At 60.1% G+C, this 24997-nt stretch carries 25 protein-coding genes; 20 read left to right on the top strand and 5 right to left on the bottom strand.

Annotated elements, in window-relative coordinates:
- Positions 1 to 19 precede the first annotated feature (19 nt).
- From LOY50_RS14355 to LOY50_RS14320, 8 genes are all read left to right on the top strand, one after another.
- Complete coding sequence (locus LOY50_RS14355; RefSeq protein WP_258687881.1) at positions 20 to 2245, top strand: type VI secretion system Vgr family protein; 2226 nt, start codon at positions 20 to 22, stop codon at positions 2243 to 2245.
- A 16-nt stretch (positions 2246 to 2261) separates the two neighbouring features.
- Positions 2262 to 2717 carry a DUF6484 domain-containing protein gene (locus tag LOY50_RS14350; protein ID WP_024618952.1) on the top strand — a complete coding sequence of 152 codons (456 nt, stop codon included), beginning with the start codon at positions 2262 to 2264 and terminating at the stop codon, positions 2715 to 2717.
- A 12-nt stretch (positions 2718 to 2729) separates the two neighbouring features.
- Entirely contained in the window at positions 2730 to 3872 is a 1143-nt protein-coding gene (locus LOY50_RS14345; RefSeq protein WP_024618951.1) for a DUF2169 domain-containing protein, read from the top strand.
- Positions 3869 to 4933: a 3-oxoacyl-ACP synthase gene (locus tag LOY50_RS14340; protein ID WP_258687871.1), complete on the top strand. Its 1065-nt coding sequence runs from the start codon at positions 3869 to 3871 to the stop codon at positions 4931 to 4933. The genes LOY50_RS14345 and LOY50_RS14340 overlap by 4 nt, the downstream gene beginning before the upstream one ends.
- The gene (locus tag LOY50_RS28975; protein ID WP_301300437.1) at positions 4930 to 5847 is read left to right on the top strand and encodes a DUF4150 domain-containing protein; all 918 of its coding nucleotides are present in this window, start codon (positions 4930 to 4932) and stop codon (positions 5845 to 5847) included. Before LOY50_RS14340 ends, LOY50_RS28975 begins: the two co-directional genes overlap by 4 nt.
- On the top strand, positions 5847 to 6713 hold the full coding sequence (locus tag LOY50_RS14330; RefSeq protein ID WP_253474799.1) for a hypothetical protein: 867 nt from the start codon (positions 5847 to 5849) through the stop codon (positions 6711 to 6713). Before LOY50_RS28975 ends, LOY50_RS14330 begins: the two co-directional genes overlap by 1 nt.
- Before the next feature lie 15 nt (positions 6714 to 6728).
- Positions 6729 to 7988 (top strand): TIGR02270 family protein, encoded by a 1260-nt coding sequence (locus LOY50_RS14325; protein WP_258687863.1) that lies wholly within the window; start codon positions 6729 to 6731, stop codon positions 7986 to 7988.
- A gap of 73 nt (positions 7989 to 8061) precedes the next feature.
- Positions 8062 to 8841: an SDR family NAD(P)-dependent oxidoreductase gene (locus LOY50_RS14320; RefSeq protein WP_258687855.1), complete on the top strand. Its 780-nt coding sequence runs from the start codon at positions 8062 to 8064 to the stop codon at positions 8839 to 8841.
- Between the two features lie 38 nt (positions 8842 to 8879).
- Here the strand turns inward: LOY50_RS14320 and LOY50_RS14315 are convergent, their stop codons facing one another.
- From LOY50_RS14315 to LOY50_RS14305, 3 genes are all read right to left on the bottom strand, one after another.
- The gene (locus LOY50_RS14315) at positions 8880 to 9911 is read right to left on the bottom strand and encodes an amidohydrolase family protein (protein WP_309475770.1); all 1032 of its coding nucleotides are present in this window, start codon (positions 9909 to 9911) and stop codon (positions 8880 to 8882) included.
- Between the two features lie 28 nt (positions 9912 to 9939).
- A complete protein-coding gene (locus LOY50_RS14310) occupies positions 9940 to 10635 on the bottom strand; it encodes a type 1 glutamine amidotransferase domain-containing protein (RefSeq protein ID WP_253474790.1) in 696 nt (231 codons plus the stop codon).
- A gap of 69 nt (positions 10636 to 10704) precedes the next feature.
- Positions 10705 to 11004, bottom strand: coding sequence for a superoxide dismutase (locus LOY50_RS14305; protein WP_253474787.1), 300 nt, complete (start codon positions 11002 to 11004; stop codon positions 10705 to 10707).
- Between the two features lie 174 nt (positions 11005 to 11178).
- On the opposite strand from LOY50_RS14305, the gene LOY50_RS14300 reads away from it, so the two are divergent.
- The 4 genes from LOY50_RS14300 to LOY50_RS14285 all read left to right on the top strand — a co-directional run bounded on the left by LOY50_RS14300 (position 11179) and on the right by LOY50_RS14285 (position 14372).
- Complete coding sequence (locus tag LOY50_RS14300; RefSeq protein WP_253474784.1) at positions 11179 to 12084, top strand: LysR family transcriptional regulator; 906 nt, start codon at positions 11179 to 11181, stop codon at positions 12082 to 12084.
- A 78-nt stretch (positions 12085 to 12162) separates the two neighbouring features.
- Complete coding sequence (locus LOY50_RS14295) at positions 12163 to 12552, top strand: putative quinol monooxygenase (protein WP_258687851.1); 390 nt, start codon at positions 12163 to 12165, stop codon at positions 12550 to 12552.
- A gap of 182 nt (positions 12553 to 12734) precedes the next feature.
- Positions 12735 to 13667, top strand: coding sequence for an NAD(P)-dependent alcohol dehydrogenase (locus LOY50_RS14290; RefSeq protein WP_258687849.1), 933 nt, complete (start codon positions 12735 to 12737; stop codon positions 13665 to 13667).
- Between the two features lie 3 nt (positions 13668 to 13670).
- Positions 13671 to 14372 (top strand): YafY family protein, encoded by a 702-nt coding sequence (locus LOY50_RS14285; protein WP_258687847.1) that lies wholly within the window; start codon positions 13671 to 13673, stop codon positions 14370 to 14372.
- 265 nt (positions 14373 to 14637) lie between these two features.
- On the opposite strand, the gene LOY50_RS14280 is transcribed toward LOY50_RS14285, so the two are convergent.
- Positions 14638 to 15519, bottom strand: a complete 882-nt coding sequence (locus LOY50_RS14280; RefSeq protein ID WP_258687846.1) for a LysR family transcriptional regulator — start codon at positions 15517 to 15519, stop codon at positions 14638 to 14640.
- Between the two features lie 152 nt (positions 15520 to 15671).
- Here LOY50_RS14280 and LOY50_RS14275 point away from each other — a divergent pair, with 152 nt between their 5' ends.
- The 8 genes from LOY50_RS14275 to LOY50_RS14240 all read left to right on the top strand — a co-directional run bounded on the left by LOY50_RS14275 (position 15672) and on the right by LOY50_RS14240 (position 24067).
- On the top strand, positions 15672 to 16880 hold the full coding sequence (locus LOY50_RS14275) for an MFS transporter (RefSeq protein WP_258687845.1): 1209 nt from the start codon (positions 15672 to 15674) through the stop codon (positions 16878 to 16880).
- Between the two features lie 136 nt (positions 16881 to 17016).
- The gene (locus LOY50_RS14270; RefSeq protein ID WP_258687843.1) at positions 17017 to 18036 is read left to right on the top strand and encodes a LacI family DNA-binding transcriptional regulator; all 1020 of its coding nucleotides are present in this window, start codon (positions 17017 to 17019) and stop codon (positions 18034 to 18036) included.
- Positions 18020 to 19024, top strand: a complete 1005-nt coding sequence (locus LOY50_RS14265; protein ID WP_258687842.1) for an ABC transporter substrate-binding protein — start codon at positions 18020 to 18022, stop codon at positions 19022 to 19024. Before LOY50_RS14270 ends, LOY50_RS14265 begins: the two co-directional genes overlap by 17 nt.
- Positions 19025 to 19039: 15 nt before the next feature.
- Complete coding sequence (locus tag LOY50_RS14260) at positions 19040 to 19894, top strand: ABC transporter permease (protein ID WP_309475815.1); 855 nt, start codon at positions 19040 to 19042, stop codon at positions 19892 to 19894.
- Positions 19891 to 20685, top strand: coding sequence for an ABC transporter permease (locus tag LOY50_RS14255; protein ID WP_258687840.1), 795 nt, complete (start codon positions 19891 to 19893; stop codon positions 20683 to 20685). The genes LOY50_RS14260 and LOY50_RS14255 overlap by 4 nt, the downstream gene beginning before the upstream one ends.
- A complete protein-coding gene (locus tag LOY50_RS14250; protein WP_214510432.1) occupies positions 20682 to 21713 on the top strand; it encodes an ABC transporter ATP-binding protein in 1032 nt (343 codons plus the stop codon). Before LOY50_RS14255 ends, LOY50_RS14250 begins: the two co-directional genes overlap by 4 nt.
- A 25-nt stretch (positions 21714 to 21738) precedes the next feature.
- The gene (locus LOY50_RS14245; protein ID WP_258687828.1) at positions 21739 to 22569 is read left to right on the top strand and encodes a phosphodiesterase; all 831 of its coding nucleotides are present in this window, start codon (positions 21739 to 21741) and stop codon (positions 22567 to 22569) included.
- A 178-nt stretch (positions 22570 to 22747) separates the two neighbouring features.
- On the top strand, positions 22748 to 24067 hold the full coding sequence (locus tag LOY50_RS14240) for an OprD family porin (protein WP_258687821.1): 1320 nt from the start codon (positions 22748 to 22750) through the stop codon (positions 24065 to 24067).
- Positions 24068 to 24169: 102 nt separating this feature from the next.
- On the opposite strand, the gene LOY50_RS14235 is transcribed toward LOY50_RS14240, so the two are convergent.
- Positions 24170 to 24910, bottom strand: coding sequence for a hypothetical protein (locus LOY50_RS14235; protein ID WP_258687819.1), 741 nt, complete (start codon positions 24908 to 24910; stop codon positions 24170 to 24172).
- Positions 24911 to 24997 lie beyond the last annotated feature (87 nt).

Here is a 24997-nt window from a genome sequence, read left to right as displayed (position 1 = left end):
GAGCCAAAGGAAGCCGTTCATGGCTATCACGCAAAACAACCGTTTGGTGCAGGTCGACAGTCCTCTCGGCGGCGATGTCCTGTTGTTGCAAAGCATGGACGGCAGCGAAGAGCTGGGGCGGTTGTTCCACTACGAGTTGGATCTCACTTCTGAAGACCGGGCGATCACGTTCGACCAGTTGTTGGGCAAGCCGATGGGCCTGACCCTGGAGCTGTACGACGGTGGCAAGCGCTACTTCCACGGCATCGTCTGCAGTTGCCGGCAACTGACCGGGCACGGCCAGTTCGCCGGTTATCGCGTCAGTCTACGGCCCTGGTTCTGGCTGCTCACGCGCACCTCCGACTGCCGGATTTTCCAGAACAAGACGGTGCCGGACATCATCAAGCAGGTGTTCCGCGACCTCGGCTTCTCCGATTTCGAGGACAGCCTGAGCGGCAGCTACCGCGAGTGGGAGTATTGCGTGCAGTACCGCGAAACCAGCTTCGACTTCGTCAGTCGGTTGATGGAGCAGGAAGGTATCTATTACTTCTTTCGCCATGAAGAGGCGCGTCATGTGTTGGTGTTGGCCGACGCCTATGGCGCCCACACCACGGCGCCAGACTATGCCTCGGTGCCCTTCTATCCACCTGATCGGCAAATGCGCGAGCGCGATCATTTCTACGACTGGCAACTGGCGCGGGAAGTGCAACCCGGTTCGCTGGCGCTGAACGACTATGACTTCCTGCGCCCACGTGCCAGCCTTGAGGTGCGTTCCAGTGTGCCGCGCACCCACACCAACGCCGACTACCCGCTCTACGACTACCCGGGTGAATACGTCCAGAGCAACGACGGCGATCACTACGCGCGTACCCGCATCGAAGCCATTCACAGCCAGTTCGAGCGTGTGCAATTACGCGGTCGCGCCCGCGGAATCGGTTGCGGTCATGTGTTTACGCTGACGGGATACGACCGTGCAGACCAGAACCGCGAGTACCTGGTGGTGGTCGCCCGTTATCAGATCCGTCAGGAAGCCTATGAAAGCGGCCAGTCGGACGTCGCCGAACAGTTCGTCAGCGAGCTGGACTGCATGGATGCCAGCCAGTCCTTCCGCCCTCTGCCCCTCACGCCCATGCCCATTGTTCGCGGGCCGCAGACTGCCGTGGTGGTCGGCCCCAGCGGCGAGGAGATCTGGACCGACCAGTATGGCCGGGTCAAAGTGCATTTCCATTGGGATCGCCATGACCAGTCCAACGAAAACAGCTCCTGCTGGATTCGCGTTTCCCAGGCCTGGGCCGGCAAGAACTGGGGCTCCGTGCAGCTCCCGCGGATCGGCCAGGAAGTGATCGTCAGTTTCCTCGAGGGCGATCCGGATCGGCCTATCATCACCGGCCGCGTCTACAACGCCGAACAGACTGTGCCCTACGCGCTGCCCGCCAATGCCACTCAGAGCGGGACGAAAAGCCGTTCAAGCAAGGGCGGTTCACCGGCCAACTTCAATGAAATCCGCATGGAGGACAAGAAAGGCGCCGAGCAGCTGTTTATCCACGCCGAAAAAAACCAGGACATCGAGGTCGAGAACGACGAGACCCACTGGGTGGGCCACGACCGCAGCAAGACCATCGACAACGACGAGACCGTGCACGTCAAACACGACCGCACTGAAACCGTCGACAACAACGAAACCATCACCATCGGTGTGGATCGCAAGGAAAAGGTCGGCAATAACGAAACCATTTCCATCGGTGTGAACCGTACCGAGGATGTCGGCAGCAACGAGAAAATCACCATTGGCGCCAATCGCACCGAGAGCGTGGGCAGTAACGAGACCATCACCATCGGTGCCGACCGCACGGAAAAAGTCGGTGCCAACGAGAAAATCAGCATCGCCAGCAACCGCACCGAGGACGTGGGCGGCAACGAAACGATCAGCATCACCGGCAACCGTAACGAAACGGTCCAGGGCAACGAAGGCATCGAGATCAGCGGCAACCAGAGCACCCAGATTGGCCAGAACGAATCCCGCGACGTCGCCCAGAACCGCACCACCAACATCAAGCAGAACGACAGCCTGGACGTGGGCAAGCACTTTGCCCTCACCGCCGGCGACTCCATCAGCCTGACCACGGGCGACGCCAGCATCACCATGAAGAAGGACGGCACGATCATGATCAGCGGCAAAAACATCACCATCGACGGCTCCGGCGCCATCAAGATCAAGGCCAGCAAGAATGTGGTCGTCAAAGGCCAGAAGATTCTGCAGAACTAGCCATGGAGCGTGTGCGATGACTGTCGAATACTACCTGCCCGCCTCCTCCGCTGCGCCGACGCGCGTGGATGGCGTCGTGATCGGCCTGCTGCTGGATGTGCCCAAGGCCGACGCACCGGTCGTGGCATTTCCCGGCTGCCCTGCTGACGGTGGCCTCGCCGCACGCACCACCACACCGCTCAGCCGCGAGGACATTGGCGCCCAGGTCGCGCTGATGTTCGAGGCCGGCGACCTGGCCCGGCCACTGGTGATCGGCCGTATCCAGCGCCTGCCGCAAACCACGACGCCCGCCGTCGCGCACCTGGACGGCGAACGCTTGGAGTTCACCGCAGAACGGGAGATCGTCCTGCGCTGCGGCAAGGCGAGCATTACCCTCACGCGCGAAGGCAAGGTGTTGATCCGAGGGGCCTACCTCTCGAGCCGATCATCTGGTGTAAACCGCATCAAGGGCGGTTCGGTGCAGATCAACTGAGGCAGTGACGCCATGGAATTGGTAAACAAGACCCGCCTCGTCGGCGGCTATACGACCTCAACCGATAAAACGGGTCGTGAATGGCTGGTTGTGGTGGCGAAAGGAACCTACGGCATTCCAGATCACCCTGGACATCCGCCGCGCCTGCTCGAACAACAGGTTCCGCTGATCATGGCCGATGTATTCCCAGGGGAGCCCTGCGAATCAGCCGCGTTATACGAAAACGATTTTGCGCTGCACAAGCCCCGCTGCGATGTTCTGCTCAATGGTCACTGCCACGCCCCCAATGGAGAGCCGGCGACGGAGGTGAACGTAGCGCTGAAAGTGGGGACTCTCGTCAAAGCATTCAAAGTGATTGGGGCACGAATCTATGAGGATAGCGCCCTCTCACACTCGATAAGCAAACCTGTTCCATTCACCACAATGCCGATTACCTACGCGCAGGCTTTTGGCGGCGTGGATCGCACGCATGCAGACCCGGCCAAACACAAATGGTACCCATGGAACCCGGTTGGCGCCGGATTTTACCCCGCAGCAAGCAGTGCCCAGACCAATGGCTTGCCGCTCCCAAATACCGAAGAACTGGACAGGCCGGTCACCGCTCCCCACGAACATTACAAGCCAATGGCATTTGGCCCGATTGGTCGGGCATGGCGGCAGCGTATCCAATGGGCCGGCACTTATGATCAGGCGTGGCTTGATCATCAATTTCCATTTCTTCCCGAAGATTTTGACTTGCGCTATTTCCAATGCGCACCCGAGGACCAGCAAATCGATTATCCCCGAGGGGGCGAAGAAGTCGCGCTGCTTAACCTGAGCGATAAAGGCCGCTCGGCATTCAGGCTTCCGGCAAACCTGAAACTGGCGATGCTTGTCGTTTTTCACGACGACAGCACACGGGAGGCAGCCGCCGTGGTCGACACAGTCATTCTTGAACCTGACGCGAATCGCCTGACGCTGACATGGCGAGCCTCTTCGCCCCTCGGGCGCAACATCAAGGAAGTGGCCAAGGTCATCGTCGGGCAAACCGCCGATCAGTTCGAACAGGCCAAGGCCAACGAAGAACGCATGCGAGGAAAACAACACTTCAAGTCATTGGCTCAACTCATCGCGTGGACAAAGGAAGCCTATCCTCCCGCGGAAGAGGAGATATGACGTCCATGCAGGGGCACCCCCTCTTCGTCACCAGCATGGGCATGGCGTGTCCCGTGGGCTTATGCGTCGCCAGCGCCTGTGCTGCCAAGCGCGCCGGGCTGTCAGCACTCCAGGAACTGCCGTTTTTTGACAACGCGTGCGAACCCATCATCGGCGCGGCGGTGCCCAGCCTTGACTTGGCTCTGCCGGCAGCAGTGCGGATGTCCGGGCTCATGATGCATGCACTGGTCGAGTTGATACAGGGTGCGCCGAAGCTGGATTGGACAGAAGTGCCATTTCTCCTGTGCCTGGCTGAACCGGAGCGCCCCGGAATCAATATCAGGGAAATAGCCCAGGCCGTCATACAGGACGTATCTTCCAAGTTGGGCATACAGTTCCATCCAACGCATTCCAGGGTCATCCCCTCCGGCCACGTTGCCGGCATGCATGCACTTCATGAAACCAGTCGATTAATGCAGGAAACACGGGTCCCCGCCTGTGTGGTGGCGGGTGTTGACTCGCTGCTCAGCGCCTTGACGCTGCAGTGGCTGGACGAACATCGCCGGCTGAAAACGGCCACTCACAATGACGGCTTGTTTCCTGGCGAAGGGGCTGCGGCCATCCTGATTCAGTCCTATCGGCAACCTGGCACCTGCTTGCAAATCTCAGGCCTGGGCTTTGGGCAAGAAGAGGCGCCTCTTTTGTCGAGCAAACCCCTGCGAGCAGGCGGGTTGACCGACGCCGCTCGTACGGCGCTCGCACAGGCCAAACTGGGTCTGCATGAAATTGATCTGCGCCTGTCCGATGTCACGGGAGAGCAATACGGGTTCAAGGAACTTCCGTTAATGGAGGCCCGGCTTTTTCGGACAGTCCGAAAAGAGGATCAGCCACTGTGGCATTGGGCTGAGGCCATGGGTGACACCGGGGCCATTGCTGGAATCGTCCAATTGATACTCGCCGACCAGGCGTTTCGCAAAGGCTATGCACCGGGAACCACCGCGATCTGTCTGAGCAGTGCCCTGGCCGGTGCACGCGCGGCCGCCGTCGTGCGCGACCTTAGCCAGCCAGAGGGCGGCCTATGAGCTGCGACGTTTACGCAAACGGCGATGAGATCGCATGCAAAGCAGGTGGCGGCAAGGTCATCGCGGCGTTCCCGGATGTCTGCCTGACGCCACCACCGCCTCCGGGGGGGCCCATCCCGGTGCCCTATCCGGACACCTCGTTTTCCAAGGATATGAAGAAAGGTAGCAAGACCGTCAAGATCGAAAACAAGGAGATCATGTTAAAAAATCGCTCCTTTTATAAAACCTCACCGCTGGGCGATGAAGCCGCCACAAGAAGCCAGGGTGCCGGTGTCATCACCCACGTCATCACCGGCAAGACCTATTTTGTTTCATGGTCAATGGATGTTCTTTTCGAAGGTCAGAACGTAGATCGACATACCGATCTCACCACATCGAATCATGCCAGCCCCGCAGCGAATGCGGCTGTGCCCATGGTCAACACCGCCAAATACAGTCCGGTGCAACAAGACTCCAAAGTGCCGGGCAAACATAAATGTGAATGTTGTGGCGGCGCGGCGCACTCCAAGGCTCAAGCGAACGGGGAGTACATGACGGAAGACCAGTTCTACGGCACCGCACAAAATCCCAAGAACGCAGCCGTCCTCGCCAAAGTCCGGGCCAACTCCAAGTGCAGGCACCTGTTGCCACCTGCCGGAAAGCAACCGAGCGGATGCAATAAGTACTACGTAACGAGCAAACGAGAGAAAGCCAACATTGAAAATGATTGGGCAATTAACCGGCCAGGCTATATGCGTTGGAAACCAGAAGTGGGCCAAGGAGAGCCAGTGGCACATAGAGTCCCCAAGGCAGCCGGTGGTTGTCCGTCCGGGCAAGGGAATCTCGCCCCTACTGGCAAGAAGTGTGAGAAGCTCGAAGGAGAGCTGAGTGCACTTCAAGAGACACGCATCAATAGTTTTCCAAGGCCCGAATGATGAAAGCCTCTATTTACAAGTACACCCAAAGACCCGGTTTCCTTCAAGACAGCTTCTATTGGAAGGGCCGTGGATATCACTACAGTGGCTCCGCTCCGGCAGAAGTATTGTCACCTGACGGCTGGATGAACGATGACCCGTGGATTGCCCTTGCTGCGATTCTGGAACAGGCCAAGCATGGCGACTACAGCCACGTAGCCCAACTGCGCAAATGGATAGTGGACCCCGATTGCGATCCAACGCTGGTATCGGCCTGTCTCGGTCTGACCGCTGATGCTGGGCTCGACACTGACCTGGATTTCCTTGCCGAGCTCATACTCGAAGGCCCCACCTACCTTCGCATCGAGGCGTGCCTGGCAGCCCAGTGGTCCGGTGTGCTGTGGCTGATACCTTTCATGGTTGAGGCATGGCGTACGTTTGCACGTCGGGCCGACCGAGCCGCCGTGGAAGCCAACTTGACCAATCTTCTTGACCCCATCGAAAACGAGCCCGAGTTCTTTGACAGTGGCCTGAACGAAGTCGAATACAAAGCGGCTGTCGATTCACGACTTAGCGAACTGCAGAACGCTTATGGCAGCGACCGCTGCTCAATCTCCGGGGGGATGCCCGTCGACATGAACAAACAAGTCTGGGTCATGAGAAAGTCCCTGGTTCCTTCAGGCACTGACGAATGGATCGATTGGAGCAACTTTCTCATCTGGAGGCGTAAATTCGAGGTGTATTCCGGCGTCGACTGTTCCAGCTTCTACGGAAAAAACGGCGAGTTTCAACCGCTGAATGCGGCCGCTATCCTGGACCGATACATGGCCTCTCCCCTGCACTTTGAAGTCGGTAAACGTTACTTCTTTGGAAACCTGGTGCCGTAACAAGACAGAGACGTCATGGTCCCCATCTCATCAATGATCGAGCAACACGCCGAAGAAGCTTGCTTCCTCATCCTCCTGCACGATCACGCCGTGCGCGCGCCCCACTATGACCTTGATGACCTCAGCAAACTGGACGAACGCATCGACGCTCATCTCGATGGCCTGCGCATTGCCGGCTCAACAGGCCTGGAGACTCTGCTGACCCAGCTCGACCCGCACACCGTCGGCGAGATGTTCGCCAGTGTGCTGCTGGCCTTCGAGGCGGCCAATGCGAAGGTGCTGTCGCGGCTCAGCGAGCACTTAAGAAGTGCCACGGAAACTGAACGAGGTTACCTGATGGCCCTGGGGTGGCTCGACTGGGAGCGTGTATCGCCCTGGATCGAGCGCATGCTCGCCTCCCCCGAGCTCTTGTTCCGCCGCCTCGGCCTGGCGGCCTGCGGCATGCATCGCCAGGATCCCGGCCCTATCCTGCTGACCGAACTGTCCCACGCCGACCCCAGCGTGCTGGCACGTGCCGCGCGCACGGCTGGCGAGCTGCGCCGGCGTGACCTGCTGCCGGCGATTCGTGCCCACCGCCAGCATGAAGACGCCGCCGCGCGCTTCTGGGCCAACTGGGCCACCACCCAAATGGGAGATCAGCAGGCCTTGGAGCCTCTGCGCTCATTCGCCGAACAACCGGGCGAGTTTCAGTACCGCGCGCTCTGCGTACTGCTGGCCTGGCAGGAACGCGAGCCCAGCATCGCCTGGATACGCCAGTTGGTACAGGATCCCAGGGATCGGCGCATCGGCATCCAAGCCCTTGGGCTGCTGGGCGATCCGGTCTGCGTACCGTGGTTGATCCAGCAGATGAGCGACCTGCCCTATGCCCGGGTCGCCGGTGAAGCCTTCAGCCTGATCACCGGCGCGGACCTGGCGCTACTCGACCTGGAACTGCAGGACCTGCCCGATTTCGATGCAGGCCCGAACGATGACCCGCAAGACCCCAACGTGGCGATGGACCCCGACGAAAATCTCCCCTGGCCCGACCCACAGTCAATCACCGCCTGGTGGCAGGCCCACGGTGGCGATTTCCAGGCGGGCGTCGGTTATGTGCTGGGACAGCCCCAGAGTGAAAGCAGTTTTCAGCAAGCCCTTGCCCGAGGCCAACAACGCCAGCGCATCGCTGCCGCCTTCGGCATCGCCCGCTATCGGCCAAACGAAGTGCTTTTCCCCACGAGCGCGCCGGCCTGGCGGCAAAAGCAGCTGTTGGGAAGGCCGGGGGTGTTCGGGCGTTGATCCGGGTGTTTATAGTGGCAGGCGCAACTCAGGCTCCGACACCTAATCATCACTTTCAACCTTTGGAGACACCATGCCAAACCCAACCGGACAGAACCCCGTGGCACTCATCAGTGGGGTTGGAAGCGAGATCGGAATCGGCATGGCCATCGCCCGCAGACTGGGTACTGCAGGTGCCAGACTGATCGTCACCGCCAGCAGTGCGCGAATCAATGATCGAGTTGCAGAACTGCGTGCCGAAGGGTTCGAAGTCGAAGGCCGGGCCCTCGACCTTACCGATGAAAACCTGGTCCGTGAGTTTATGGTGTGGGCAGAGTCCCTCTGGGGACAGATCGATATTCTGGTCAACAACGCGGGCATGGCCATGCAAGGCAGCCCGGAGTTTTTTTCCGACTTGGCAAGCATGGATCTGCACACCTGGAACCTGACACTGGCGCGAAACCTGACCACGGCTTTTCTGCTGACACGGGCTGTTCTGCCCGGCATGCGGGCGCGCCGTTACGGGCGCATCGTCAACATCAGCTCCACGACCGGCACCCGCTGCAGTAACCCCGGTGAAGCGGCTTACAGCGCCGCGAAGGCCGCGATGGTTGGAATGAGCATGAGCCTGGCGCTGGAAGTCGCCCAGCAAGGGATCACGGTGAACAGCGTCGCTCCCGGCTGGATCACCACAGGATCGACCACCACAGAGGAAGCCAAAGCGGCCGCTTATACGCCGATGGGCCGCGCCGGACGTCCCGAAGAGGTCGCTGCGCTGGTGGCGTTCCTTGCGTCTTCAGAGGCGAGCTACATCACGGGCGAAGTCATGGTGGTGGATGGCGGAAACTGCCTGGTCGAGAACAAGGCTCCTTGATCTGAACAGGCCCCCCCAGGCACTCGCCACGATTCGCGTCATAGGCCCAGCAATCGCTCGGCGTTACCGTGGGCGATGAGCGCCTTGTCCGCTTCAGTGATGGGCAGGCTATCGAGGAAAGCGCGGGCGCCATCCAGGCTCTGGTAGGGATAATCGATGGAATACAGGATACGCTCCGCGCCCATGACCGCGTGAATGAACTGGAAATGCGGGAGCGTGAGCATGCCACTGGGCGAAACGTAGACATGCTCGCGGTAAGTCTGCCCGATGGGACGTTTCAGGCCGCTGGCATCCTGGGGAATAGCGTCCTCCAGGCGCTGCAGGAAAAACGGCACCATTTCGCCCCAGTGCCCGCTGATGACTTGCAGATGGGGATACTGGTCGAACACGCCCGCGAGCAACATCCGCACGACTTGAATACCTGCCTCGTTGTGCCACCCCCAGGCAAACATCGAAAGACGTGCACTGAGTTCACGCTCGAACCCGCCGTAATACGCCGTTTGAACGGCAGGCAGCGGCAACCCCGGATGGACGTACAACGCAACCTTCAACTCATTGAGGGCGGCAAGAATCGGGGCATAACGGGCGTCGTCGATGAACGTATCCCCCGGCCGACCGTTGATCAGCGCGCCTTTGAGGCCCAGCTCCGTCACCGCCCTCTCCAGCTCACGCGCCGCCGCCTCGGGTGCTTGCCACGGGAGCGTGGCAAAACCGCTGAAACGATCGGGATGAGCATGCGCCGTCTCTGCCAGCTGGTCATTGGCGGCACGACACAGCTCAATGGCTTGCGAGGCGGGCAATAGCTGAGGAAACCCGCCATAGGAAAGCACCTGCATGCTGATTCCTGCCGCGTCCATATCGGCCAAGCGTGACCGGCCTGTTTCCAGCGCCTGGCGCGCTGATTCGTTGGGCGCAACAACATGCGGCCGACTAAGGTCCGCTACCTGTACACCATCGATCACCCGACTGCCCCAACCCGAAAGATAGGGTGCCTCGGCCTGCACGAGCGCCTGCGTGGCGACGCCCATGGCGGGGTCGAGTACGTGCTCTTCAACACAGATCAGTCTCATGTCGCACCCCTTGCATGGTTACAGGTCATCACCCTAACAGGGCATCTCGCAGTGCTTCGCCCAGGCTGGCGGCGGACTGCGGGTTTTGACCGGTGATGAGGCGACCGTCGACAACCACATTGTCGGCCCAGTTCGCCGCCAGCTGGTGATGCGCACCGCGTCTGTTGAGCGTCGACGCCAACAGGAATGGCACAACGTGGGTGGACTGCACTTCTTCTTCCTCGTTGTCAGTGAAAGCTGCGACCCGTTTACCGGCCACCAGCAGGCTGCCGTCGGCACGACGTGCGTTGACCAAGGCCGCCGGCCCATGACAGACCGCCGAAACGATGCCGCCGGCCGCATCGATTTCGCGGATCGCCGCTTGTACGGCAGGGTTATCAGGAAAGTCCCACATCGTGCCGTGACCACCGGCGAAGAAAATGGCCGAATAGCGTGATGGATCTACCTCGTTCATGGGCAAGGTGTGCTCAAGCGCATGCCGGAAATCCGCATCGGCCCAATAGCGGGCGATGACGGGATCACTCATATCCTCCAGCCCGTCCAAGGGCGCGGCACCGCCATTGATGGAGGCCAGTTCGACACGGATACCCGCCTCCTGCAGCTTCTCCAATGGATGAGTGACCTCGGCCAGGTTGAAGCCGGTGGGGATGCCGGAAGCGCCCTTCACCGCGTTGCTGGTAACGACGAAAAGGACCGGCTTGAGCTCGGAAGCTTGTTTGTTCATGGTCTCGGGCTCTTGGTTGAGACGAAGAAGACAGGCGCGTTCATCACGATGTCTGCGCCGCAATAAGCGTCAGGCGTTACCAGGCGCGAAGAGCATTTCCCAGTTCATGAAGGGTCCGAGGGGAATGATTTCCCAGTCGATGAGCCCCGCTTTGACCAGGGGGAATTCGTTCAATGCCGCCCTCGCGGATTCCACGGTGTCGGCCTCAGCGATGATCGCGACACCTGGGCGATCCTGGCGAAAATAGAAGTCGCGCACGATGCCGCCCTTGTAGAGCTGCCAGGCGTGTCGGGCTTCGTCGAACAGGTGCGGCTGATATTTCTCAAGACTGGCGCCAGGTTGAGGAATGTCGAGACAAAGCAGTTTCATGGTTCGGCTCCTTGGTCGGGTGCAGGGCTTAGGCGCAGTGGAATCGACGCACTGGCTCCGCCTGGACACCAATATCAATGAACCTGTAGCTTATAGTTGAATAATAATCACCATTAACGATATTTTTTCTCCATAAAGTTGAATCAAGGGAACCAATCCAGGAGCCAGGGCCGTATGAGAGATCCATTGGATGGCGTAGCACTGTTCGTCGAAGTCGTTCACGCTGGCGGCTTTGCCCGCGCGGCTGAACAGTTGTCGCTGACGCGATCGGCGGTGGGCAAAGCGATTGGCCGGGTGGAGGAGCGGCTGGGCGTTCGCCTGTTCCATCGGACCACCCGGACCCAAAGCCTGACCGAGGCTGGCCAGGTGTATTACGAACATTGCCTGCGCGCCTTGGAAGAAGTCCGCTCGGCTCAGTCCCTGCTGGAGTCGGGCCAGCAAGAGATCACGGGGCGCCTGCGCGTGACGATGCCGGTCCTGTTCGGCCAATACTGTGCCGGCCCGATCCTGCTGGAACAGGCCCGCCAACATCCCAAGCTGGAACTTGAATTGCACTTCAGCGACCAGTCCGTAGACCTGATTGCCGAAGGCTTCGATCTGGCGATTCGCTTTGGCCCGCTGGCGCAACTCAGCGGCCTACGTACACAACATCTGGCGGTCCAGCAAAAACTGCTATGCGCATCACCCGGTTACCTGGCCAAAAACGGGCAGCCCCACAGCCTGCCAGAATTGCTCGGTCACGACGCGGTGCTGTATCACCGGCGCGATTACACGCAGCCCTGGGCCGTTACGGACACCGATGGCCAACTCAAGACGGTGTCCCTTTCCCCGCGTATTCGTTTGAATGACCTTTCATTGATCGCCGATGCGGTCGAGGCCGACATGGGCATTGGCTGGCTGCCTTCATGGCTGGTGCGTGATCGCTTGCGCTCGGGCGCTCTCGTTCAACTGCTGGAAACGCATCCGCCCACCACGATGGATTGTCATGCCGTCTCACCCCAGATGCGGCAAATGCCCATGCGGCTGCGGCACATCATTGATGTGCTGGCCAGCCGACTGCCAGACATCATGAAGCTGTGAGCCAGAGAAACCGTCGCCCACAGCGTGTCGCCCGTGAGTGAGTCATTGAATTCACCCAGCCCTTGCCAGGAGTTTGTCATGAACATTCGTCAGTGGTTTTCCAAGTGCGCGATGGTGCTTTGCCTGTTTGCATCCGGCGGGGCCAGCGCGCAGACATATCCATCCACGGTGGTGGTGCGTGTCGCACAGCTCGAAATCGATCCGGAGCAACTGCAACGCTATACCCAGATCGTCAAGGAAGAGATGGAGATCTCCGCGCGCGTGGAACCCGGGGTGATTGCCATCTATTCGGTGGCGGATAAAGACCGCCCTCACATGCTCCATTTCTTCGAAATCTACGCTGACGAGCAAGCCTACCTATCCCACATCGGGTCTGCGCATTTCAAACGGTATGTAGAGCAAACCCAGTCGATGATCCTCTCCAGGCAATTGATCGAGACGACGCCGATCCAACTGAGTTCGAAGTGAAACCGGGACGATGTCTTCCCGTGCCAGGCAGGTGCCCTGCGGAAAAACAATGGTGACAAAAACTGACCCTGTCGATGGTTAGAGTGAAGTGATTGGCCGCAGGCTCAACGATGCGCTGGAAACAGCGCCCCTGCCCCCGGCCCTACTTCTATCTCATCAATCATCCAGAGTAAGCGTCAGCTATGAAGCGTATCCAGTATTACAATTACGGCGGACCGGATGTGATGAAACTCGAGTCATTCACGTTGGCTTCACCGGGCCCGCGCGAAGTCGCTGTGAAAATCAGCTTCGCTGCCATCAATCCTATCGACTGGAAGTTGCGCGGCGGCCAGATGAAGATCGTCACGGGCAGGGCCTTCCCCCGGGCCATGGGGATGGATTTCTCCGGCACCGTCATGGCGGTGGGCAGCGACGTGACGCGGTTTAAAGTGGGTGATGCTGTTTTTGGTCTCGCTCGCTTCAAGGAAAGTGGTGCGCTGGCGCAAGCCGTGGTCACGAAGGAATCGCTGCTGGCCAGCAAACCCGATGACGTCTCCTTCGAGCAGGCCGCTTGCCTCGGGACGCCGGGAATGACCGCTTGGAACGGGCTGCGGGACAAGGCTGGGCTGAGCGCGGGCCAGCGTGTCTTCATCAACGGTTGCAGTGGCGCGGTTGGTGAAGCCTGCGTGCAAATAGCCCGCATGGTGGGGGCCACTGTCACCGGTTCTTGCAGTGAAGAGACGCTGGAGCGGGCGCGGCAGCTGGGGGTCGATACGGTTTATGACTATCGCAAAACCGATCTCTCCAAGCTGCCGGAACGTTTCGATGTGGTGTATGACACGGCGGCCACAATGCCCCTGTCGCTCGGCTTCAGCCTGCTGCGCAAAGGTGGCGTACTGCTGGACCTGGACCCAAGCCCTGGCAAGTTCATTCGCTCGTTCTTTGACAAGCGCTTGAAACCGGTCATCTGCACACCGCGCCCCGACGTCCTCGACACGCTCGCCCGCGCCGCCCAGAATGGCAGCTTCCGGCTTCCTGTGGCGGAGGTGGTGCCGCTCAGCGATGCGATCCAGCTTATCACGGCCATCGAGGGCGGCAGGAAGCTCCGTGGCAAGGCCCTCGTGGCGATGGACTGAAGCGTGTCAAGAAGCCATAGATTATTCGACCTCATGCAAGTCCTTCGGCGCCATCGCGGGACGGTTTCCGGTGTCACGCTGTCCCGTGAGCTGAATGTGTCGTTGCGTACCATCCGGCGGGACGTCATCACGCTGCAGTCGATGGGGGCGGACATCGTTGGCGAACCCGGCGTTGGCTACATTTTGCGCCCGGGTTTTCTGTTGCCGCCGTTGAGTTTTACCGAGGAAGAGATCCAGGCGTTGATGGCCGGCGCACAGTGGGTCAGCCGCCAAACCGATGAAGGCCTAGCCCGCGCCGTTCAAAACGCCCTGGCAAAAATCGACAGTGTCCTGCCGCCGCACATGCGGCGAACATTGGACAACGACACGATCTATGTCAGTCGCAATCAAGGCGCGCCGGCTGCGTTGGATCTGGCGCAGGTCCGGCTGGCGCTTCGCGAGCAGCGAAAAATGCGGATCGTCTACAAGGACGAGAATGGAGAGCAGACGCAGCGAACCTTCTGGCCGATCATGCTGGGGTTTGTCGAATCGCAGCGCTATATCGCCGGCTGGTGTGAGCTGCGTGGCGACTATCGTTTATTCCGAACGGACCGGATCGTCGAGGTGGCTATCCTGGAGGAGCGCTACGCCCGACCGAGGCAACAGCTGGTCAAGGAGTGGCGCTCCCGGGAAACGCACCCGTGCAAACAGAAAGACTGCAGCTAGGACCAGCACATTTCCCTTGTGGGAGCGAGCTTGCTCGCGATGAGGGCAGTCAATCCAACATCCATGCATCTGGACCACCGCTATCGCGAGCAAGCTCGCTCCCACAGGGGATTTGTGGTGAATACAAATCCTGCTATCCCGAAAAACCATTGTGGGAGCGAGCTTGCTCGCGATGAGGGCAGTCAACCCGACATCCATGTATCTGGACCACCGCTATCGCGAGCAAGCTCGCTCCCACAAGGGATTGGGGCATATAGTTGGTGAGTTACTTGAACAACTCACTGTTCATGAAATCAATGAACACCCGCAGTTTCGGCGCCAGGTGCTTGCTTGAAGGCCAGAGCATGCGGAAGGTGTTCTGATGCCGATTGAAGTCGTCGAGGACGGTGACCAGCTCACCGCTGGCGATGGCCTCGCGCACGGTGAAGTCCGGCACGCAGGCAATCCCCAAGGCATCGCGCACGACGTACAGCAACGCCTCGGTGGTGTTGCAGACCAGGGTGGCCGGCAGGTTGAGATCGGACTGCCCTTCCCCGTTTATCGGCCAGACCTGCATCCTGCCAGTACTGGGAAACTTGTATAGCAGGCAGGCATGGCGCAGCAGATCCGCCGGCACCTGCGGCGTACCGTGTTCGGCGAAGTACTCGGGCGAACCGACCACAACGAGCTTGAACGGGCCCAACGGGCGGGACATCAGCCGGGAGTCGTTCGGTTCTCCAGTCCGAATGACGGCATCAAAACCTTCCTCGATGATGTCTACCAACCTGTCGGAGAAATCCAGGTCCAGTTCGATACTGGGGTAGCGACGCATGAAGGCGATCAGCGTCGGCATGACCAGGTCTGCAACCAGGGGCAAACTCACCCGCAGTTTGCCCCGTGGCGCTTTGCGGGTTTCCGACAGCTCCAGTTCGGCCGCCTCGACTTCGCAGAGAATGCGCCGGCAACGCTCAAGGAAAAGCGCCCCTTCCGCCGTCAGCGTGATACTGCGCGTGCTGCGATGAAACAACCGCACGCCCAGCCGCTCCTCGAGCCGGGCGACGCTTTTGCCCACCGCCGAAGACGAAATGCCAAGCGCCCTGCCCGCTTCTGAAAAACTGCGGGTTTCAGCCGCGCGAACAAAAAAATCAATTCCGCTCAATGATTCCACGCCAGGCTCCAATTGCGGACATTTTTTCCGATGTGTTGCGCACTCTAGCATTCTTGTCTCGCCAAGGAGGGGCACTTACCGTAGTCGGCACTTATCAATCTGCGATTGACGCCGCTATCCGGCGGCTCAGAAGCGTTCCAGGCAGGTGACACATGACGATTGCCAATACCCATATCGACGCTGATGCCGAGGTCGTTCACGACGCTGCGCCGCTCCCCATCGGATCACTGTTTGCCCTCGCGCTGGCGGCGTTCGTGACCATCCTCACCGAAGCCTTGCCCGCCGGCCTTCTCTCACAGATCAGCGAAGGGCTGGCGATCTCCGAAGCCCTCGCCGGCCAGTTGGTCACGGTCTACGCAATAGGTTCCTTGCTGGCGGCCATTCCCTTGACGGCTGCGACCCAAGGCATGCGACGCCGGTCGCTCTTGCTGTTGGCCATCGCCGGTTTCGCCGTTGCCAATACCGTCACGACGCTGTCCACCCACTATGGTTTGACGATCGTCGCCCGCTTGCTGGGTGGCGTATCGGCCGGGCTGCTCTGGGCCTTGTTGGCCGGTTATGCCGCCCGCATGGTGCCCGAGAGCCAGAAAGGTCGGGCGATTGCGATCGCCATGGTGGGCGCACCCTTGGCGTTATCCCTGGGCGTACCGGCCGGCACCTTGCTCGGTAATTTGATCGGTTGGCGGATGAGCTTCGCCATCATGAGCCTGTTCGCCGTCGCCTTGATGGTCTGGGTACGACTCAAGCTGCCTGACTTTCCTGGGCAAACCACCGGCAAACGCCTTGCCTTGGGCCAGGTCTTCACCCTACCGGGCGTTCGCTCGGTGTTGTTCGTGGTGTTGGCTTTTGTCCTGGCGCACAACATCCTCTTTACCTATATCGCACCGTTCCTGATGACGGCGGGCCTGGGCGAGCGGACCGACCTGGTCCTGCTGGTCTTCGGGGTCGCATCGTTGCTGGGCATCTGGGTCGTCGGCGTGCTGATCGATCGCCATCTACGGGCATTGACCCTTGCCAGCACGGCGCTGTTCGCCATCTCGGCACTGACGCTAGGCGTCATGAGCGACAGCCCTGCCGCGATCTATATCGCGGTAGCGGCCTGGGGAATCGCCTTTGGAGGGGCCGGGACGTTGTTCCAGACGGCAATCGCCAAGACGGCCGCAGAGGCAGCGGATCTCGCCCAGTCGATGTTGGTCACGGCCTGGAACATCGCCATTGCCGGCGGCGGGATCGTGGGGGGCATCCTGCTCGATCACCTGGGTGTCGTTGCGTTTGCGCCTGTGCTGGTCGCGCTCTTGCTGCTGACGTTGACGGTGGTGTGGTCCGCCAGGCAGTACGGGTTTACCGCAAGCCTGCGCTGAGTCTGCAGATGCGCCCTGGATAGCCCTCAACGATAGACGACAGTCACTGACATCAAATCGTCATCACTGCGTCGCCAAAACGCCATAAGCCCTGAGTACTGTCCTCGCCAATGAGATCGATCTCAAGCGAGTGACAATGACTGATTTGAAAGAAGTGGCACGTTTGGCAGGGGTTTCGCGGGCAACCGCGGCGCGCACCTTTGCCTCCCCTGAAGTGGTGCGTCCGGCCACCCGCGAGCAGGTGTTCGCCGCTGCGCGCCAGCTGGGTTTTCGACCCAATCGTCTTGGCCGCCAACTGCGCTTGCAGGTGACCAAGCTGATTGGTGTGGTGGTCCCTAACCTGCTCAATCCAGTGTTCGCCGAACAATTCCAGGCCATGGAGCGCGCTGCGCGCTTGCGCGGCTACAACCTGCTCCTGGCGACGACCGATTACAGCAGCGAGCGCGAAAGCGTGGTGGTCGAGGAGTTGTTGCGCCAGCGCGTCGATGGCCTGGTCCTCACGGTGACCGACGCCGAGAGCAACCGCGTGCTGCAAAGCCTGGACAACGAGGACACGCCTTTTGTGCTGGCCTATCACCAGCCGGGCAATCCGGACTACAGCGCCGTGTCGGTGGACAACCGCGCCGGCATGGCCCTCGCCACGCGTTATCTGCTGGACGCCGGGCATTGGCGCATTGGCATGGTTGCTGGCCCTGCCCTGCAATCGGACCGTGCTCGCCTGCGTTACGCCGGTTATTGCGACGCCATGCGTGAGGCCGGTCTCGACTGCCTGCCGGTGATTGAAATGCCGGCCCATACCCAAGCCGACTTCGCCGCCATCGAGCCATTGCTGCAAGGCCCGCAAGCCCTCAGTGCATTGGTTTGCTCCAACGATCTGTTGGCAATCAGCCTGATTGCACAGCTGCGCCGCAACGGCTGGCACGTTCCCCAGCAGCTTTCGGTCATTGGCTTTGACGGCATCGCCCTCGGCACTCAGATGCACCCGACGCTGTGCAGCGTCGTCCAGCCCATCGAGGCCCTGGCCCGCACCGTGATCGACCAACTGCTGGCGCAGATCGGCGGCGCCACACCGGTTTCCCATTGCCTGCCCTGCCATATCCGGCCGGGCGAAAGTACTCAACCCTACGAGGAGACGCTTGATGATCCGCTTCAGTAAAACCCTGGCGACGTTGCTGCTTTGCGGCGTTGCCAGCCTGGCCCAGGCCGCCGAAACGGCGATTTGCTACAACTGCCCACCGGAATGGGCCGACTGGGGCACGCAGCTCAAGGCCATTGCCGATACCACGGGCGTGCAGGTCCCGCTGGACAACAAGAACTCCGGGCAGGCCTTGGCACAACTGGTGGCCGAGCAGGCCGCGCCAGTGGCGGATGTGGTGTATTACGGCGTGACCTTCGGTTTGCAGGCGCAAAAAGCCGGGGTAGTCGGCACCTATAAACCCAAGGGCTGGGAGCAGATCCCGGACGGTTTGAAGGACCCGCAAGGACGCTGGTTTGCCATTCACTCCGGCACCCTGGGCATCATGGTCAACGTCGATGCACTGGGCGGCCTGCCCGTGCCGCAAAGCTGGGGCGATCTGCTCAAGCCTGAGTACAAAGGCATGGTCGGCTACCTTGATCCGTCCAGCGCGTTCGTCGGCTACGTGTCTGCAGTAGCGATCAACCAGGCCATGGGCGGCAGTCTCAATGACTTCACGCCAGCAATCGACTACTTCCAGAAACTGGCGAAAAACGCGCCCATCGTGCCTAAGCAGACCGCTTATGCGCGGGTATTGTCCGGCGAGTTGCCGATCCTGGTCGATTACGATTTCAACGCCTACCGGGCGCGCTACAAGGACAAGGCCAACGTCGCTTTCGTGATTCCCAAGGAAGGCAGCATCAGCGTGCCTTACGTGATGAGCATCGTCGACCACGCGCCCCATCGGACCAACGCCGAGAAGGTCCTGGATTTCGTCCTGTCCGAGCAAGGCCAGGCGCTCTGGGCCAAGGCGTACCTGCGGCCGGTGCGGGCGATGAAGATGCCTGCCGACATCGCCGCGCAGTTCCTGCCGGACAGCGATTACGCCCGGGCCGGCGTGGTCAACTACGAGCAGATGGCGGCGGCGCAGGAAGCCTTTTCCGCGCGTTATCTCAAAGAGGTCAAGTAAGTGACCGCCTCGGTAATAAAAGCCCGGGGAGTCTCGTCGGGCCAGGCCACGGTGCCGCGTTTGCGGCTGACCGCGGCCTGGGCCCTGGCGCCTGCGGCAGCGGTGCTGTTCGCGTTCTGGCTGTTGCCGCTGGCGCACCTGATCGTGCTGGGCGGGCAGCGTCGCGACGGCGGCGAAAACGGTTATTGGCAGGTACTGGGCAGTGCGCAATACCTGGGCAGTCTGGCACAGACTTGCCTGCTGGCTCTGGCGACGACCCTCGCGGCGCTGTTGGTGGGTGGCATCAGTGGGGTTTTCCTCAGTCGCCAGCGCTTCTTCGGTCGTTCGTTGTTGGTCGCCTTGTTGACCTTCCCGCTGGCATTCCCCGGCGTGGTCGTCGGTTTCCTGGTGATTCTGCTGGCTGGGCGCCAAGGCTTGTTCGCCAGCCTTGGCCTCGAGCTGGCGGATGAACGCTGGATCTTTGCCTACTCGCTGATGGGCCTTTGTATCGGTTACCTGTACTTCTCGATTCCGCGGGTGATCCTCACGGTGATGGCCGCTTGTGAGAGCCTGGATCGCAGCCTGGAAGAAGCCGCGCATTCATTGGGCGCTGGCCACTGGCGAGTGATCTGCGATGTCATCATCCCAGGCCTGGCGCCGGCGCTGGTCTCGTGCGCAGCGATCTGCTTTGCCACCTCCATGGGCGCGTTCGGTACGGCCTTCACCCTGGGCACCCGCCTGAACGTGACCCCGGTGGCGATCTACAACGTGTTCACCAACTACGCCAATTTCGCCGTGGCCGCTGCGCTATCGGTGGTGCTGGGGGCGCTGACCTGGGCGATGCTGCTATTGGCCAGGCGCCTGGCGAAAAATTCGAGGACAGTCTTGTGAGACGCTCAACGCTGTTTATCGGCCAGTTGCTGTTCACCCTGCTGGTCTGCGCGTTCATGTTGGTGCCGGTGCTGATGTCGCTGCTGGCCGGGCTGACACGCAATTATTTCCAGGGCGTGTCCAGCGGCCTGACGTTCGATTGGCTGGTGCAAGTCTGGCAGGCCTATTCGCCGACGGTCTGGCTCTCCCTGCAACTGGCCGTGGCCTGCGCACTGTGCGTCTGCGTGGTGGGTGTTCCGGCGGCTTACGCGCTGGTTCGGATGAACAACCGCTTCAGCCGTGCGTTCGAGGAGTTGATGGTGCTTCCGGTGGCGATGCCAGGCCTGGCCAGCGCCTTGGCTTTGCTGCTCACGTATGGGCAGTTCGGCGGATTTCGCAGCAGTTGGCTGTTCATTCTCGTTGGCCATGTGCTGTTCACCCTGCCGTTCCTCGTGCGTCCGGTGATGGCGGTGATGCAACGCCAGCACCTGCCCATCCTGGAAGAAGCTGCGGCCAGCCTTGGCGCCGGGCCACTGCGACGATTCTTCAGTGTGGTGGTACCCAATTGCCAGGCAGGGATCCTCGCCGGGGTACTCATGGTTGTCACGCTGTCGCTGGGCGAGTTCAACCTGACCTGGATGCTCCACACGCCGATGACCAAGACATTACCGGTGGGCCTGGCCGACAGCTATGCCTCGGCCAGGCTGGAAGTCGCCAGTGCCTACACCCTCATATTCCTGCTGATGATCGTGCCGCTGCTGATTGCGTTGCAGGCCATCAGCGCGCGCCTTTCCCGTGGAGAAAAACGATGACCGGAACCACCATTCGCCTGGCGGGTTGCCGCAAGGCGTTCTCGGACGGCACCGTTGCCGTGCATGACCTGGACCTGACCATAGAGGCCGGCGAAACCCTGGCGATCCTCGGCCCGTCCGGTTGCGGTAAAACCACCACCCTGCGGCTGATCGCCGGGCTCGAACGCCCGGATGTGGGGCAGGTGTTTTTTGGCGACACCGACGTTACCCGCCTGCCCATCGAACGGCGCGACGTGGGCATGGTGTTCCAGAACTATGCGTTGTTTCCCAACCTGGATGTGGCCGGCAACATCGTCTATGGCTTGAAGATTCGCGGTATGGCGCCTGCCGAACGGAACAAGCGCTGCGCGGAGCTGCTGGAACTGGTGGGCCTTCAGGACCATGGCAAGCGCAGCATCCACGAGTTGTCCGGCGGCCAGCGCCAGCGGGTCGCCCTCGCCCGTGCCCTGGCGCCCAAGCCCCGGGTATTGCTGCTCGACGAACCCTTGGCGGCACTGGACGCGCAGTTGCGTGAGCGCCTGCGCAGCGAGTTGGATCAGTTGCTACGCCATCTGGGCATTACCGCCGTGTTCGTCACCCACGACCAGGGCGAAGCCATGGCCCTGGGCAATCGGATCCTGGTCATGGAACACGGTCGCGTCGCGCAGTTGGCCAGTCCAAGGGACATCTACCAACAACCGGCCAACACGTTCGTCGCCAGTTTTGTCGGCAACCTCAACGCTTTTCCAGTGCTCAAGCACACGCCCCTGGGCTTGAAAGTCCATGGCGGAGAGTTGCCATGGCTGGGTGCCGGGCTGCCCGCCACCGTCTATTGCCGTCCCGAGCATTTGCGGGTAATGGACAACGAGGGGCATCTGCGCGGGCGCCTGGTGGGCCAGTTTTTCCAGGGGGCCCAAAGCCGCCTGTTGGTGGACGTCGGCGCCGCCCAACCATTGCTGGTGGACAGTACCGACGGCGTCATACACACCCCCGGCGCCCTGGTTGCCTTGGCCGTTGAGCCGCAGGTGCTGTTCACCCTGTCATCGTGATCTTCGTGTTTTCAGAGGGCTTATTTTGAATCATCCGTTTCTCATTGCGCAGATCAGCGACTTGCATCTCAAGGCCGGGGGAAAACTGACCTATGGCGTCGTCGACACCCTCGCCGCGTTGCGTCATGCCGTTGATCATTTGAATGCCCGGGTGCCGCGTCCCGACATCGTGGTGATCAGTGGCGACCTGGTGGACTTCGGTCGCCCTGATGAATACTCCGTGCTGCATCCCGAACTGGCGCGCCTGCACATGCCTTGCTACCTGGTGCCCGGTAACCATGACAACCGCGAGCATTTGCGGGCGGCATTTGCCGATCATGACTATCTGCCAAGCGTGGCCTGCGCCCCGTTGGATTGGGTGGTTGACGAGCATCCGCTGCGTCTGATCGGCCTGGACAGCACCATTCCCGGCGGCCATGGCGGCCGGTTGCTGGACAACCAGTTGAGCTGGCTCGATGAACAGTTGGCCGGTCGTCCCGACGTGCCAACGCTGCTGGTCCTGCACCATCCGCCGTTTATCAGCGGCATCGGCCACATGGACCGCGAACCGTTCATCAACGCCTCGGCGCTGGAGCAGGTCATCGCCCGTCATCCGCAGGTGGAGCGCTTGCTGTGCGGGCATTTGCATCGGCCGATGCAGCGACGCTTTGGCGGCAGCCTGAGCTGCGTGTGTCCCGGCACCTCCCATCAAATTGTTCTGGATCTGCAGCCAACCGCTCCCGCGCATTTCAACCTGGAACCACCCGGCTACCTGCTGCATCACTGGCATGGACAGGGGTTGGTGACCCATAACGGCGTGTTTGGCGAATATCCCGGGCCGTACCCCTTTTATGACGCTCATGGATTGATCGACTGATAACCCAGGGACTTTCATTGACGGCATTCTTTGGAGATCTATCCCCTACCCCACTCTATGCATTGAAGATTTTCTAACGAGTCATTTAACGCATCGGCCAATCAGGTGATCGGCCGAGAGCTTCCTGCTGCCTTTCCAACATGCCCGGAACAGTGATTCCGCGGTGGAGTTCGTCCTGATGAAAGCTCTATTTCAAGTACTGAGTGTTTTAACTGGCGGTGTGAGTCTGGTCCTGAGTCCATTGGCGTCGGCTGATTTTATCAGCGACAGCAAAGCCAACTTGAACTTGCGCAACTTCTACTTCAACAACGATAACCGTGACGGCGCCGCTGCACCTTCGAAGACCGAAGAGTGGGGTCAGGCCTTCATGCTCAATTATCAATCCGGGTTCACCGACGGTACCGTGGGGTTCGGCCTGGATGCCATGGGTCTGCTGGGCCTGAAACTCGACAGCGGCGCGGGTCGTCATGTTGGCGGCTCGATGTTCCCAAACAATGGTGACAAGGCGGCGGACCAATGGTCGCGTCTCGGTGCAACAGCGAAGATGCGTGTTTCCAAGACCGAGCTGCGTTATGGCACCTTGCAACCAAAATTGCCGATTCTGGTTTCCAACGATGGTCGCCTGCTGCCGCAAACCTTCGAGGGTGGCCAAGTCACCAGCAATGAAATCGACAACCTGACCGTCACTGCCGGACAACTGGAACACGCCACCGGCCGTGCCTCCAGTGACAGCGCCGGCCTGGCCGTGGCGGGCGGCATCCAGGAAAGCAACAAATTCACCTTTGCCGGTGGCGATTACAAACTGACCAAGGACCTGACCGCCCAGTATTACTACGCCAATCTGGAAGATTATTACCAGCAGCATTTCGCCGGTTTGCTGCATGTATTACCGTTGGGTGAATACGGCTCGTTGAAAACCGACCTGCGTTATTTCAAGACCACGTCCGATGGCAAGAACAGCAGCGCAGCCGGTCGCGCCAGTGGTTACAAACTTGGCGGTTATACCAAGGACGGCAGCGGTGAAATCGACAACGACACCTGGAGCGCAGCGTTCATTTACTCGTTGGGTGGCCATGCCATTACCGCCGGTTATCAAAGCGTGTCCGAGGACAGCAACTTCACGCAACTGAACCAGGGCGGCCTGGTGGGCAAAGGTGAAGGTGGCGCGAGTCTTTATCTCTACACCGACCGCACCATCCAGACGTTCATCCAGGCCGGCGAGCGCACGGCATTCGCTCAGTATGCCTATGACTTCGCAGGGCTTGGCGTGCCGGGCTTGAAGGCGTCAGTGATGTACCTCAAGGGCGATAACATCCAGACCGCCAGCGGCCAGGACGCCAGTGAATGGGAGCGTGATATTTCCCTGGACTACGTGGTCCAGAGCGGCGCGTTGAAGAACGTCGGTTTCGGCTGGCGCAACGGCATGTCGCGAAGCGATATTGCTCGCGACCAGGACCAGAATCGCCTGATCGTGAGCTATAGCATTCCGTTGATGTAAGCGGTCAGTGTTTCAGGGCCAGGGAGCAACGCTCATACGTGAAGCTTTCCTGGCCCTGGGGCAGTTGGGGCAGTTGGGGCAGGCTACGATAACGACAACGCTCTAAGCCATGAAAGCACAGATTACGTTGTCCAGACTGGAGAGGGTCAGGCTTTGCTTGTTGCTATGCTTTTGCAGCGAGTTAGGAAAGCCTAGTTCCGGAGTGTCGCGAACTATATCCACGGCGCGCAGCAATTCCTCTGAGCTCAGGTGCGGGCCGTCAGTTTTTTTGTAGTCGGGGTGCATGCGTTCACCCTCGGCTATCGAATATATAAAGGCAATCCCCCAGATGTCGTAGAGCGAGTCGAACGGCGCGCTTTTCATATCGAATGGCTCGTGTTGCTGCATCAGCAAATAAGTTTCTGCATCTGGCAGGGAATTGAACGCCGTGAGCTCCTGCTTGAAGTCACTTGGTTTCCAAATGATCGATTGTCCGGAAAATGCGACTGCCATTCCTTCAGAGAACCACGTAGGCAGAGCATATATTTTGTCTTTGCCGAGCAAATGATGCTGGAAGACATGGACCATTTCATGGTGAATGAGTCGCTGAATCTCTTCCAGGGCCTTGCTTTCCCCATCATGGTTCGGATTGATCTCAAGGCCTGGGGAAATGAAAAGCTGCAGATACTCGAAATGTGCGGTACCACCGTAACCTGGCGCGATTCTTACCCTTGATATCCCATGGCTATCCGGTGCGCCACCAAACTGAGTGCGACATTTTTGGAACGCGTGATTTACTTCATCGCGAATCCATTGCTTAAGGGGCTCGGGGTAATCACCGGTAAAAATGAAATTACTGTCCATTGTTTGAAAAGCTCCAAATCGTCATGTCGCGCTCTCAAAGATGATGCCAATATAGTGGCAATCATTAAGTCACACGCTCACGTTACC

It is taken from the genome of Pseudomonas sp. B21-010 (assembly GCF_024749325.1).
In the GTDB taxonomy this organism is placed as follows: Bacteria; Pseudomonadota; Gammaproteobacteria; order Pseudomonadales; family Pseudomonadaceae; genus Aquipseudomonas; species Aquipseudomonas kilonensis.
This window is presented reverse-complemented; position numbering and strand designations above follow the sequence as displayed.

Excerpts from the sequence above, each read along its gene's own strand:
- LOY50_RS14325 (WP_258687863.1), top strand. The coding sequence starts at position 6,729 with ATGGTCCCCATCTCATCAATGATCGAGCAACACGCCGAAGAAGCTTGC.
- LOY50_RS14270 (WP_258687843.1), top strand. The coding sequence starts at position 17,017 with ATGACTGATTTGAAAGAAGTGGCACGTTTGGCAGGGGTTTCGCGGGCA.
- LOY50_RS14315 (WP_309475770.1), bottom strand. The coding sequence starts at position 9,911 with ATGAGACTGATCTGTGTTGAAGAGCACGTACTCGACCCCGCCATGGGC.
- LOY50_RS14275 (WP_258687845.1), top strand. The coding sequence starts at position 15,672 with ATGACGATTGCCAATACCCATATCGACGCTGATGCCGAGGTCGTTCAC.
- LOY50_RS14350 (WP_024618952.1), top strand. The coding sequence starts at position 2,262 with ATGACTGTCGAATACTACCTGCCCGCCTCCTCCGCTGCGCCGACGCGC.
- LOY50_RS14330 (WP_253474799.1), top strand. The coding sequence starts at position 5,847 with ATGAAAGCCTCTATTTACAAGTACACCCAAAGACCCGGTTTCCTTCAA.
- LOY50_RS14240 (WP_258687821.1), top strand. The coding sequence starts at position 22,748 with ATGAAAGCTCTATTTCAAGTACTGAGTGTTTTAACTGGCGGTGTGAGT.
- LOY50_RS14290 (WP_258687849.1), top strand. The coding sequence starts at position 12,735 with ATGAAGCGTATCCAGTATTACAATTACGGCGGACCGGATGTGATGAAA.
- LOY50_RS14355 (WP_258687881.1), top strand. The coding sequence starts at position 20 with ATGGCTATCACGCAAAACAACCGTTTGGTGCAGGTCGACAGTCCTCTC.
- LOY50_RS14320 (WP_258687855.1), top strand. The coding sequence starts at position 8,062 with ATGCCAAACCCAACCGGACAGAACCCCGTGGCACTCATCAGTGGGGTT.
- LOY50_RS14300 (WP_253474784.1), top strand. The coding sequence starts at position 11,179 with ATGAGAGATCCATTGGATGGCGTAGCACTGTTCGTCGAAGTCGTTCAC.
- LOY50_RS14305 (WP_253474787.1), bottom strand. The coding sequence starts at position 11,004 with ATGAAACTGCTTTGTCTCGACATTCCTCAACCTGGCGCCAGTCTTGAG.
- LOY50_RS14310 (WP_253474790.1), bottom strand. The coding sequence starts at position 10,635 with ATGAACAAACAAGCTTCCGAGCTCAAGCCGGTCCTTTTCGTCGTTACC.
- LOY50_RS14250 (WP_214510432.1), top strand. The coding sequence starts at position 20,682 with ATGACCGGAACCACCATTCGCCTGGCGGGTTGCCGCAAGGCGTTCTCG.
- LOY50_RS14265 (WP_258687842.1), top strand. The coding sequence starts at position 18,020 with ATGATCCGCTTCAGTAAAACCCTGGCGACGTTGCTGCTTTGCGGCGTT.
- LOY50_RS28975 (WP_301300437.1), top strand. The coding sequence starts at position 4,930 with ATGAGCTGCGACGTTTACGCAAACGGCGATGAGATCGCATGCAAAGCA.
- LOY50_RS14345 (WP_024618951.1), top strand. The coding sequence starts at position 2,730 with ATGGAATTGGTAAACAAGACCCGCCTCGTCGGCGGCTATACGACCTCA.
- LOY50_RS14235 (WP_258687819.1), bottom strand. The coding sequence starts at position 24,910 with ATGGACAGTAATTTCATTTTTACCGGTGATTACCCCGAGCCCCTTAAG.
- LOY50_RS14295 (WP_258687851.1), top strand. The coding sequence starts at position 12,163 with ATGAACATTCGTCAGTGGTTTTCCAAGTGCGCGATGGTGCTTTGCCTG.
- LOY50_RS14340 (WP_258687871.1), top strand. The coding sequence starts at position 3,869 with ATGACGTCCATGCAGGGGCACCCCCTCTTCGTCACCAGCATGGGCATG.